Genomic DNA, 11,009 nt, shown 5'->3' with positions numbered 1-11,009 from the left:
CACCCGCCCCTGCCGGTCAGGGGCGCGTACGGTGCGACCGGACGCACGGCGGCGCGCCGGGCGTGCACCAGCAGCCCCAGCCGCGCCGTCAGAGCGTTCCGGAGCCCCGCGCCACCCCGGGCCCGCCCGCCCCTGCGGCCCCACGGTCCCAGGCCGAGGGCCCGGGAACCGCCACCCCCGCAGCGCCCGGCGCGGCCGGAACCGCCGGAACCGCCGGAACCGCCCCCGCCGGGCCGACCGGGCCCACCACCCAGTCCGGATGCCCCGGCATCGGCGGTGTCCGCAGCCCGTACAGCCAGTCGTGGAGGAAGCCGCGCAGGTCCTGCCCGGACACCGCGGAGGCCGTCCGCACGTAGTCCTCGGTGCTCGCGTTCCCGTACCGGTGGGTGCCCAGGAAGGTGCGCTCGATCCGGTCGAAGGCCTCCGCCCCGACCTTCTCCCGCAGCGCGAACAGCACCAGCGCGCCGCCGGTGTACCGCTGGCTGTCGAAGAGGTCGGCGGCGGTGGGGGAGGCGACCGGCCCGGAGTCGTGCCGCCACTGGTCGCCCAGCCCGTAGACGTAGCGCATCCGGTCGACCAGCGTGGTGTGGCCCCAGACGTCCGGCCACCCGCGCTCGTAGCGGTACATCAGCCCGTAGAAGTCGGCGTGGCCCTCGTTGAGCCAGAGGTCGGACCATCGGGCGGGGGAGACGCTGTTGCCGAACCAGGAGTGGACCAGCTCGTGCATCATGTGCGAGCCGATCGCCGGCTCCCCCTGCCGCAGGAAGTTCGGCTTGTACAGGGTGAGCGTCTGGGTCTCCAGACCGGTGAAGGCGAACGCGGCCGGGTCGTCCGTGTTGACCGGCAGGATCCCGTACACCTCGAACGGGAACCGCCCCAGGTGGGCTTCCGCCCACACGAGCTGGCCGGGGGTGAGGGCGAGCGCGGGCTCCAGCTCGGCGGCGCGGGCGGTCGGCACGACGTCGCGCAGGGGCAGGCCGTGCGGGCCGGTGCGCTCGCGCACGGTGTAGTCGCCGACCGAGACCTGGACGAGTTCGGTGGCCATCGGCTCGCGGGAGACGTACCGGCGGGTGGTGCGGCCGTCGCCCAGCCGCTCGGTGGCCGTCAACTCGCCGTTGGCCACGCCGAGGAGAGCGTCCGGGGCGGTCACCGCGATGGTGAACCGGGCCTTGTCGCCCGGGTGGTCGTTGCACGGGAAGACGGTGTGCGCGCTGTGGGGCTGGCCGGCCACCGCGAAGCCGTCCGGGGTGGGGACCCAGCCGGTGTGCGGCAGCGCGGCACGGGGATCGGCGCTGTACTCGACGGTGAGCCGGGTGACGGCGCCCGGCAGGAACGGCCCGGCCGGGGTGACCGTCAGTTTCTCGTCGTGGGCCGCGAAGTCCGCCGGCCGTCCGTCGACCCGGACGCTGCGCACGGTCAGCCCGAGCGCGTCCAGCTCCAGCCGGGCGAGGGCGCGGTCCGGCCGTACGGTGATCACGGCCGTGCCGTCCACCGTCCTGGTCCCGGCCCGGTAGTCGAAGGCCAGGTCGTACCCGAGCGCCCGGTACCCGGTGTTCCCGAGCGAGGGGAAGACCGGATCGCCCGGCCCGTCGGCGGCGCCGGCCGTCGGCACGCTCGCGGAGAGCACGACCGCGCTGAGCACGAGCGGGGGAAGGAGACCGGCGCGGGGCCTGAACAAGGGTGATCACCGCACTTCACGACCGGGAGCGGGGGAGAGGGCGGGAGCCGCCGGAACGGGGAGCCCGGCCACGGATGCTAGTGGACCGCCGCGGCGGCCCGGGAGCGATCGGTGCGCTTCGACGACACACCGTGGTCCCCCGGACGGCCCAGGGTGATGGCGCGGCCGCCGCACGCGGTCTACCGTGAGGAGTGCATCGTCCCCTGACGGACGATCCACGGCCGTCGGAAAACCTGGCCAGGTCCGGCGGCCGTACTCTGTTGCCCCGGCACCGCGTGCCCGGCCGCACCCCGTAGGCTGGCGGCTCTGACGACGCCCGCGTACCGGATGCCAGGAGCCGCCGTGACCAGCCCAGCTTCACCCGTTCTGGTGATCGGCGAGTGCGTGGCCGACATCGTCCGATCGGGTGCGGCGCCGGACCGGGTGCACCCCGGCGGCAGCCCCGCGAACGTCGCCCACGGCCTGGCCCGGCTGGGCCGCCCGGCCGTGCTGCTCACCGAACTGGGGCCGGACGCCAACGGCCGGCTGATCCGGCGGCACCTGGAGTCGGCGGGTGTGCGGGTGCGGGCGGCCGAGGTCGCCCGGACGCCCTCGGCGGTGGTGGAACTGGACGGGCAGGGGCGGGCCCGCTACACCTTCGACATCCGCTGGACGCTCCCGCCGACCGAACTGGCCGAGCCGCCCGCCGCGATCCACCTCGGCTCGATCGCGGCGGTCACCGAGCCCGGCGCGGGCTCGGTGCTGGCGCTGGTCGAGCGCTGGCGCGGGCGGGCGTGGATCAGCTACGACCCGAACGTGCGCCCGGCGCTGATGGGCGACCGGGCCGAGTCCGTCCGACGGGTCGAGCGCTGGGTGGCGCTGAGCGACCTGGTCAAGGCCAGCGACGAGGACCTCGCCTGGCTCTACCCGGGCGAGCCGCCCGAGGCGGTCGCCGAGCGCTGGCTGGCCCTCGGCCCGGCCGTGGTCGCGGTCACCCTCGGGGCCGAGGGCGCGTTCGCCCGTACCGCAGGGGGCGGACACGCCGAGGCCGCGGCCCTCCCGGTGCCGGTCGCCGACACCGTCGGTGCCGGCGACTCCTTCATGGCCGCCTTCCTGCACGCCCGTACGGCCGGCGCCGACCTCGCGGTCTGCCTCACCCACGGGGTGACGGCGGCCGCGCTGACCGTCGCCCGCCCGGGCGCCAACCCGCCCTCGGCGGCCGAACTCGCGGCCGCCCTGACGGACGGGCCGCCGTCCCACGCCCCGGCGAGTGCCGGGTAGCCGGGCCCAACCCGCCTACCGCGCAAGGGCGGTGAGGTCCTTCCCGTACCAGATCTCGGCGTACGGACCGCTGCTGTAGGCGGGGATCTCCCGGTACCCGTTGCGCAGGTAGAGCGCGCGGGCCTCGGCCAGGTCGAGGCGGGTGTCGAGGACGATCCGGTCCGCGCCCAGGGAGCGGGCGGCCCGGTCGACGGCGGCCAGCAGTTCGGCGCCGCCGCCGGTGCCGCGCAGGCCGGGGCGGACGAAGACGCGGGTGAGTTCGGCGGTGGTGGCGTCGAGCCGCCGCAGGCCGGCGCAGGAGTGGGCGACGCCGTCGTGACGGCCGATCAGGAAGAGGCCGTCCGGGGCGGCGAGGTCGTCGCTGGGGGAGCCGGCCAGGCCGGACTCCAGCTCCTCGGGGGTGCCCTCCCGGTCGAAGTGCAGGCGGTAGTAGCGGTTGGCCACGTCGTCGTAGTACTCGCGCAGCAGGTCCAGGGCCTCGGGGGCGGTCACGTCGGCGGTGGCGACGGTCCAGGGGCCGGAGCTGCGGGGCGCGGTGTTGGTCATGGGCGCATGATCCACTTCATGGCGCCGCCCCCGCAATCGGTTTTCCCGGCGGCCCGGCCCGACCGCCCCGCTCCACCCCGGTCGCCCGGCCGATCGGCCGTCCGGTCGGCCGCCGCCCGGGGCAAAGGAACGGCAAGGCTCCGGTGCGTCGTTGCCCCGCGCGGGTGACGTGGGGATTGGCGGTGGTGCGCGGCGGGGGAGCAGTGCAGCTATGAACAGACCATCAGGTTGTCGTATTAGTGGGGATCTGAGGGGGAATCAGCAGCGCCGGAGCGGCGTACGGACCGGCCTGCTGGCCACCGTCTGCCTCTCCGCCGTCCTCGCCGGCTGCGCCGGTCCGGCCGCTCCCGCCCGACCGAAGCCCGCCCCGGCCGCCGACGCGAACGCGGCGCCCGCCGCCGAAGCCGCCGCGGCTCCGGGAGGTGCCGCGGCGGCACAGGCCGCCGAGGGCCCCGCCCGCGCGGGCGCCCCGCCCGTGGAGCGGCCGCAGCTGCCCGGCCTGGCCCGCAAGGAGGAGCAGAGCGGCAGCGAGGCCACGGCCCGTCAGGAGGTGGCCGCCCGCGCCGCGGTGGAGACCGCGCAGCGCTGGGGCCTGGAACGCCCGCCCCTGAAGGCCCCGCCGCGCCCGGCGACCAGGCCCGCGCTCACCCCGGGGCAGGGCGTCACGCTCGCGGAGGGCCGCCCGCCCGTCGTCTACCGGGTCCCGACCGACGACAAGGTGGTCTTCCTGACCGTCGACGACGGCGCCGAGAAGGACCCGGAGTTCTCCCGGATGGCCGAGGAGCTGGGCATCCCGCTCAGCACGTACGTCTCCGACTACCTCGCCCGCGAGAACTACGGCTACTTCCGGGACCTCCACGCCCAGGGCGTGGAGATCAACAACCACACCATCAACCACCGCAACCTCAAGGTGCTGGACTACGAGACCCAGCGCCAGGAGATCTGCAACCAGCAGGACCAGCTGGAGCAGCAGATCGGTGTCCGCCCCCGGCTGTTCCGTCCGCCGTACGGCGAGTACAACGACGACACCCTGCGCGCTGCGGCCTCCTGCGGGGTGGAGGCGGTGCCGTTGTGGAACGAGGAGGCCTTCCCGGACCACATGGAATGGCGCTACGACGACCAGCAGCTGCATCCGGGCGACATCATCCTGACCCACTTCCGGGGCACCGACATCTGGAAGGCCTCCATGCCGGACCTGCTGCGCAAGGTCGTCAACGACGTCACCGCGCAGGGCTTCGCCCTGGCCCGGCTGGACGACTACCTGTAGCACCTGTCGGCAGGGGCCACCCGGCCCGCGGCCACCCGGCGGCCGCGGTCCGGGTGGCTCGGGGGTGGGCGGTGGCTCGGGGGCGGGCGGCTCAGCCGAGCGAGAGGGCGTCGAGGTACACCCAGGCGCCCTCGTGCCGCACGAAGCGGCTGTTCTCGGTGAGCACGCCCTCCTCGCCGCCCTCGGTCCAGTGGGCCCGGAAGGCGACCGTGCCCTGCGCGTGGAACGCGCCGCCCTCGGTGGTGGCGACCACCTCCAGCGCGGTCCAGCGCAGCCCCGGGTCGAAGTCGACCTCCGCGGGCCGGGTGTCCGGGTGCCAGGTGCGCAGCAGGTACGCCTCGTCCTGCGCGGCGAAGGCGCTGAACCGGGAGCGCATCAGGGACTCGGCGGTGGTGGCCGTCGACTGGCCCCGGTGCAGCCGGCCGCAGCAGTCGCCGTAGCCGGCGGAGAGGCCGCACGGGCAGGGGGAGGAGGGCAGCAGCCGCGGCGCTGCGGCGCGGGGAGCGGAACGACGTCGGGACATGCCGTCCATTGTCCCCCACGCGTCGGACGGCTCCCCGGCCACCCCGCGCACGGCGGGAACGGGCCCGCCCCCGGGCGCACCGGGGGCGGGCCCGTCCGTGTCACCCGGAGGTCCGTCCCCGTGGACCGGCCGGCCCTTCGTCGCGGGCTCCACCGTCCGGCAAGAATCGCGCGGGTTGTGGCGAGCCGCCCGCCACCTGCTGTTCGTCGCTGATAGTAGTTGCCTGGTCGCGGAGCGATCCCCGTCAGGAGCCCGTCCCCCGCAGGCTTCTCCGGCGGGCCGCCTTACAACGTACGGAGCGGTCATGGGTGGCAGACAGCGTCCGCCGAGAGTGCGGACCCCTCGCCGGGGCAGGCCCGCCGGCGCCCGCCCCCGGGTGAACTCCCGGGCGGAGTTCGCCCGCATCGAGGGTTTCCTGGCCTGGGAGGCGGAGGTCGCGGCGGCCGAGCGGGACGCCCGCGCGTTCGCCGCGCAGTTCCCGTGGCTGCCGGCGGCGGAGCGGGAGAGCCTCGAACAGGCCTACGCCGCCGATCGGTTGCGCTACGCCGAGGAGGTCGTCGACCGCGCGGTCGAGCGCTGCCGCCGGCTGGCCGCCCGGTACCGCGTCGAGTGCCGCCGGATCTGCGCCCGCTGGGCGGCGCTCTGCCTCTCCGTCACCGTGACGGCGGCGCTGTTCGCCGTCGTCCCGGCCGTTCTGCGCGGCTGAGCGGTCCGGTCCCGCCGCCGTCGGCGGGCCCGGGCACGACGAGGGCCCGCCGCACCGTTGCCGGCGCGGCGGGCCCTCGTCGTGCCCGGGAATCAGTGGTGGCCGTGGCCGCTGCTGATCTCCTCGTGCTCCTCGACGGTGGGCTTGGCGATCTGGCTGCCCTTGCCGTAGAAGCCGCGGGAGAGCTTCACCCGGGTGCGGGTCCACAGCCCGGTCTTGCGGGCCACCCCGTTCTCGTCCACCTCGGGCGGCAGCTCGGAGGGCCGGGGCTGGTCGTGCGCGGTGAGGGTGTAGAGCCGGCCCTGCGGCAGCGGGGCGTGGATCTCGACGAACTCGCCGTGCTGGAGCCGGTTGATGACGCCGGTCTCCCGGCCGTGCAGCACCTTCTCCTTGTCCCGCCGCTGGAGGCCCAGGCACCACCGCTTGGTGATCACGAAGACGACCACCGGCACGGTGAAGAAGCCGATCCGCACCGCGTAGGTGATCGCGTTGATCGAGAGCTGGAAGTGGGTGGCCAGCAGGTCGTTGCCGCCGCCGGCCAGCAGGAGCAGGTAGAGGCCGATCCAGGCCGCGCCGAAGGCGGTGCGGACCGGGGCGTTGCGCGGCCGGTCGGCGATGTGGTGCTCGCCCCGGTCCCCGGTGATCCAGGCCTCCAGGAAGGGGTAGCCCCAGACGACCATCAGCACGAGCGGGAAGACCATCAGCGGGATGAACACCCCGAGGTTGAGGGTGTGGCCGCCCCAGACGCTGATCTCCCAGCCGGGCATCACGCGGATCAGGCCCTCGGAGAAGCCCATGTACCAGTCCGGCTGGGCGTCGGTGGAGACCTGGTCCGGACGGTACGGCCCGTACGCCCAGATCGGGTTGACCGTGGCGATCGCGGACATCACCGCGACCACGCCGAAGACCAGGAAGAAGAAGCCGCCCGCCTTGGCCGTGTAGACCGGCAGCAGCGGCATGCCGACCACGTTCTGGTTGGTCCGGCCGGGCCCGGCGAACTGGGTGTGCTTGTGGTAGAAGACCAGGATCAGGTGTGCCGCGAGCAGGCCCACCATGATGCCCGGGATCAGCAGGACGTGGACGGTGAACAGCCGGGGGATGATCTCGGTGCCCGGGAACTCGCCGCCGAACATGAAGAACTGCAGGTACGACCCGACGATCGGGACGGCGAGGATGGCACCCTCCATGAAGCGGATGCCGGTGCCGGAGAGCAGGTCGTCCGGCAGCGAGTAGCCCATGAAGCCGTCGAACATGCCGAGGATCAGCAGCAGCGCGCCGAAGACCCAGTTGATCTCGCGCGGCTTGCGGAACGCGCCGGTGAAGAAGACGCGCATCATGTGCGTCAGCATCGCGGCGACGAAGACGATGGCCGCCCAGTGGTGGATCTGGCGCATCAGCAGGCCGCCGCGCACGTCGAAGCTGATCCTGAGCGTCGAGGAGTAGGCCTCGGACATCGCGATGCCCCTGAGCGGGACGTACGTCCCCTCGTAGACGACCTCGCCCATGCTCGGGGTGAAGAACATGGTCAGCCAGACGCCGGTGAGGATGATGATGACGAAGGTGTAGAGCGCGATCTCACCCAGCATGAAGGACCAGTGGTCGGGAAAGATCTTGCGCAGATTGGACTTGGCCAGGGAGTAGATGCCCAGTCGGCCGTCGGTCCAGTCGGCCAGGGCCTCGGCCTTGTTGGTGGGGTCGGCGCGCGTGCTGGTCACCGGTCCCGGCTGCGACTGCTGGTCGGTTCTCACGACGGGCTCCCCGGCGTCCTCGGCGTGCCGTGCTGGAGGCCCGCCGGCGGGAACACCGGCCGGCGAAGTGTTGTGATCATGGGACCTCTCGATACGGGCCCGCCGGCCGGACCGGCGCGCGGACCAGGTGTTCCACTGGACCCGTTGCTCAGGGTGATGGAGCGCTTACTCTGTCATGCTGTCGGCAGGGGGCCGACTGTGCACGTCCATCGGCCCGTCCGGCCGCTCGTGTCGGGCCGGACGGGGGCCCCTGACGCCCGATCGGCTGGCCGCCGCTCGGCCCAACGGGTGCCGATGCTGCGGTCGAGTGCCGCTGAACCGTTTCGGCGCGCGCCGCGGCCGGGGGTCGCGTGGTCCCGGGCCTACGCTGCGCCAATGGTGGATCACCGTGAACTCTTCGAGGACGTCACCGAGGCCCTGGCCCGCGCCGGGTTCGACACCGGACCGGGGCCCTCACCGCTGTGGATCGACCGTCACCCCGAGGGCGTGGTGGTCGGCTGGACGCCGGGCGCGGAGCCGGGCGGACCACCCTCCCGGGAGGCGCTCGCGGCGCTGAGCGGCGCGGCCGCGGTCGTGCTCCGCGAGTGCGGCTACCTCGTCGCCGGGACGGAGGAGGGCGATCTGCTGGTGCGCTGCGCCGAACCGGTGACGGTCCCTGAATCGTCCGAGCCGGAGCCGGTGCCGGAGCAGTGGTGGGGGTGACCGCGGACTCCTGACGACCCCTGAGGCCTGCGGGCCCGGTCAACGCGAGGGCGGGCTCATACCGAATCCTTACCCGAAGCGGGGGTGCGGTTGACCTTGCCGGCTCTAAGGTTTGCCTAAGCTAAGCCGTCGCCCCGGACCCGGTGTCCGGGGCGTTCGGCTGTGCCGCTCCACCGCCACCGTGGCGGAGCGAGAACAGGTGAACGACCCGGGCCGGGCCCGGGGAAGGAGCCCGCCGCATGTGGGACGAGGCGTTTCCCAGCTTCCTGATCGGGCTGCGCGAGGGCCTGGAAGCCGGACTGATCGTGTCGATCCTGGTCGCCACCCTGGTCCGGGCGGACCAGAAGGCCCGGCTGCCCCAGGTGTGGACGGGCGTCGCGGCGGCCGTCGCGCTCAGCCTGAGCTTCGGCGCGGTGCTCACCTTCACCGCCGCCAACCTCTCCGGCCACGCGCAGGAGGCCTTCGGCGGGGTGCTCAGCCTGATCGCGGTCGGTTTCGTCACCGCGATGGTGTTCTGGATGCGACGCTCGGCGCGCACCCTCTCCGCCGAGATCAAGGAGAAGGTCCGGGCCTCGCTGGCGATGGGCGCCGGTGCGCTGGTGCTCACCAGCTTCCTCGCGGTCGCCCGGGAGGGCCTGGAGACCTCGCTCTTCCTGTGGACCAACGTGCGCACCGCCGGCGAGTCCACCGGGCCGCTGATCGGCGCGGCCCTCGGCCTGCTGCTCTCCGCCGGGCTCTGCTGGGGCCTGTACCGGCGAGCCCTGCGGATGAACCTCACCCGGTTCTTCACCATCACCGGCATCGGCCTGATCGTCGTCGCGGCGGGCGTGCTCGGCTACGGCCTGCGGGACCTCCAGGAGTCCGGGCTGATCGGCGGCGGCACCTCGTACGCCTTCGACCTGGGCGGGCACCTGGACGCCTCGTCCTGGTACGCGACGCTGGTCCAGGGCACGCTCAACCTGACCGTCACCATGACGGTGCTCCAGATCGTCGGCTACGTCGCCTACCTGGGCATCGTGATGACGCTGTTCATCGAGGGCGTCCGCGGCGGCACCAGTGCCCCGGCCGCCGCGCCCGCCGCGCCCGTCGCGGCAGCCGCGGCGGTCGCGGAGAAGCCCGCCGGGGCCGACGCGGAGTCCGAGGCCCCGCCGGCGCGGGCCGGCCGGCCGCGCTGGGTGCTGCCGACCGCGGCGGTCGCCGTCCCGGTGGTGCTGGCCGGCGCCGTGATCGCGATCAGCGACGGCAAGCAGGGCGGCTCCGCCACCGTCGCCGTCTCCGAGCAGGAGTGCGGCAAGGGCTTCGCCGCCCCGCGGCCCGGCCAGCAGGTGTTCCAGATGCGCAACACCGGCGACAAGGTCGCCGAGGTCTACCTCGTCGACCCGGGCACCGGCTCGGTCTACGGGGAGATCGAGGGCCTGGCCCCCGGCACCACCCGCGCCCTGACCGCCACCATCGGCTCCGGCGACTACGCCTGGCGCTGCGTGCCCACCGGCGGGAAGCCCGTCACCTCGGCCGCCGTGCACGTCAGCGGCGCCGCCGTGGTCAAGGCCGTCAAGCCGGTCGCCGAGGGCGACCTCAAGGCCCCGCTCGACGGCTACAAGGAGTACGTCGGCCAGGGCCTCGCGACGCTCGTGACGCAGAGCCGGAAGCTCCAGGCCGACGTGCGCTCCGGCGACCTCGCCACCGCGAAGGCCGACTGGCTCGCCGCCCACCTCCAGTACGCCTCCCTCGGCGCCGCGTACGGCACCTTCGCCGACCTCGACGGCAAGATCGACGGCCGCCCGGACGGCCTCGCCGACAAGGAGAAGGACCCGGGCTTCACCGGCTTCCTGCGCCTGGAGTACGGCCTCTGGCACGGCCGGTCCGCCGAGGAGCTGACACCCGTCGCCGACGACCTGGCGCAGAACGTCGACCAGCTGGCGCACGACTTCCCCGGGCAGGACTTCGCCCCCGGCGACCTGCCGCTGCGCGCCCACGAGATCCTGGAGAACACCCTCCAGTTCGAGCTGACCGGCGACACCGACATGGGCAGCGGCACCAACCTGGCCACCGCCCAGGCCAACCTGACCGGCACCCAGGAACTGCTGACGCTGCTCCAGCCGCTGCTCGACGAGCGGGACCCGCAGGTGCTCGTCAAGGCGAACGCCGGCATGAAGCGGGTCGGCGACCTGCTCGCCGCCGCGCACCGGCCCGAGGGGTGGACCCCGGTCGACCGGCTGCCCGCCGACGCCCGCCGACAGCTCAACGGGGCCACCGGCGAACTGCTCGAAGACCTCGCCCCCGTCCCCGCCCTGCTCGAAATCCGGAAGGCCGCCTGATGACCGACCACACCGCAGCCACCGGGTCCTGCCCCTTCCCGCACGCCGCGCCGGCCGAGGCCGCCGCGGAGGGCGGCTGCCCGGCCGGACCGGCCCGGCGCAGCTTCGTCCGGGCCGCGCTCGGCGCCGGCGCCGGCGCGGCCGTGCTGGCCGGTGGCGGCCTCGCCCTCGGCGCCGGCCGGGCCGCCGCCGGGGACGGCAAGCAGGAGAAGGCCGGGGCGGTGCCGTTCCACGGGGCCCACCAGGCCGGCGTCACCACCC

Annotated in this window: 9 protein-coding genes and 1 pseudogene; 6 read left to right on the top strand and 4 right to left on the bottom strand. The window is 74.1% G+C overall.

Translation table 11 applies throughout. The features are described 5' to 3' along the window. Window positions 1-88: 88 nt before the first annotated feature. Window positions 89-1,642, bottom strand: coding sequence for a M1 family metallopeptidase (locus ACIQOV_RS10000; protein WP_401046957.1), 1,554 nt, complete (start codon window positions 1,640-1,642; stop codon window positions 89-91). 378 nt (window positions 1,643-2,020) lie between these two features. Between ACIQOV_RS10000 and ACIQOV_RS09995 the strand changes: the two genes are divergently transcribed. Continuing rightward, window positions 2,021-2,938 carry a carbohydrate kinase gene (locus ACIQOV_RS09995; RefSeq protein ID WP_401046954.1) on the top strand — a complete coding sequence of 306 codons (918 nt, stop codon included), beginning with the start codon at window positions 2,021-2,023 and terminating at the stop codon, window positions 2,936-2,938. A gap of 15 nt (window positions 2,939-2,953) precedes the next feature. Here ACIQOV_RS09995 and ACIQOV_RS09990 read toward each other — a convergent pair whose 3' ends face one another. Next, window positions 2,954-3,484, bottom strand: a complete 531-nt coding sequence (locus ACIQOV_RS09990; protein WP_401046951.1) for a GNAT family N-acetyltransferase — start codon at window positions 3,482-3,484, stop codon at window positions 2,954-2,956. 211 nt (window positions 3,485-3,695) lie between these two features. On the opposite strand from ACIQOV_RS09990, the gene ACIQOV_RS09985 reads away from it, so the two are divergent. Next, window positions 3,696-4,751 (top strand): polysaccharide deacetylase family protein, encoded by a 1,056-nt coding sequence (locus tag ACIQOV_RS09985; RefSeq protein WP_401046948.1) that lies wholly within the window; start codon window positions 3,696-3,698, stop codon window positions 4,749-4,751. Between the two features lie 91 nt (window positions 4,752-4,842). Here ACIQOV_RS09985 and ACIQOV_RS09980 read toward each other — a convergent pair whose 3' ends face one another. Further along, a complete protein-coding gene (locus ACIQOV_RS09980) occupies window positions 4,843-5,274 on the bottom strand; it encodes a YchJ family metal-binding protein (RefSeq protein ID WP_359908792.1) in 432 nt (143 codons plus the stop codon). Between the two features lie 376 nt (window positions 5,275-5,650). Here ACIQOV_RS09980 and ACIQOV_RS09975 point away from each other — a divergent pair, with 376 nt between their 5' ends. Next, window positions 5,651-5,980 carry a hypothetical protein gene (locus ACIQOV_RS09975; RefSeq protein WP_049657125.1) on the top strand — a complete coding sequence of 110 codons (330 nt, stop codon included), beginning with the start codon at window positions 5,651-5,653 and terminating at the stop codon, window positions 5,978-5,980. Between the two features lie 92 nt (window positions 5,981-6,072). Here the strand turns inward: ACIQOV_RS09975 and ACIQOV_RS09970 are convergent, their stop codons facing one another. Further along, complete coding sequence (locus ACIQOV_RS09970; protein ID WP_401046959.1) at window positions 6,073-7,695, bottom strand: cytochrome bc complex cytochrome b subunit; 1,623 nt, start codon at window positions 7,693-7,695, stop codon at window positions 6,073-6,075. Window positions 7,696-8,103: 408 nt separating this feature from the next. Here ACIQOV_RS09970 and ACIQOV_RS09965 point away from each other — a divergent pair, with 408 nt between their 5' ends. The 3 genes and pseudogenes from ACIQOV_RS09965 to ACIQOV_RS09955 all read left to right on the top strand — a co-directional run. After that, window positions 8,104-8,430, top strand: coding sequence for a hypothetical protein (locus tag ACIQOV_RS09965; protein WP_359908787.1), 327 nt, complete (start codon window positions 8,104-8,106; stop codon window positions 8,428-8,430). A 239-nt stretch (window positions 8,431-8,669) separates the two neighbouring features. Further along, window positions 8,670-10,748, top strand: a complete 2,079-nt coding sequence (efeU, locus tag ACIQOV_RS09960) for an iron uptake transporter permease EfeU (protein ID WP_401046943.1) — start codon at window positions 8,670-8,672, stop codon at window positions 10,746-10,748. Beyond that, window positions 10,748-11,009: pseudogene (locus ACIQOV_RS09955) on the top strand (hypothetical protein); the annotation flags it as partial. The gene efeU and the pseudogene ACIQOV_RS09955, both read left to right, overlap by 1 nt.

The sequence above is a fragment of the Kitasatospora sp. NPDC091257 genome (genome assembly GCF_044757675.1).
GTDB lineage: Bacteria > Actinomycetota > Actinomycetes > Streptomycetales > Streptomycetaceae > Kitasatospora > Kitasatospora lactacystinica.
This window is presented reverse-complemented; position numbering and strand designations above follow the sequence as displayed.

Excerpts from the sequence above, each read along its gene's own strand:
- ACIQOV_RS09965 (WP_359908787.1), top strand. The coding sequence starts at position 8,104 with ATGGTGGATCACCGTGAACTCTTCGAGGACGTCACCGAGGCCCTGGCC.
- ACIQOV_RS09985 (WP_401046948.1), top strand. The coding sequence starts at position 3,696 with ATGAACAGACCATCAGGTTGTCGTATTAGTGGGGATCTGAGGGGGAAT.
- efeU (WP_401046943.1), top strand. The coding sequence starts at position 8,670 with ATGTGGGACGAGGCGTTTCCCAGCTTCCTGATCGGGCTGCGCGAGGGC.
- ACIQOV_RS09990 (WP_401046951.1), bottom strand. The coding sequence starts at position 3,484 with ATGACCAACACCGCGCCCCGCAGCTCCGGCCCCTGGACCGTCGCCACC.
- ACIQOV_RS09980 (WP_359908792.1), bottom strand. The coding sequence starts at position 5,274 with ATGTCCCGACGTCGTTCCGCTCCCCGCGCCGCAGCGCCGCGGCTGCTG.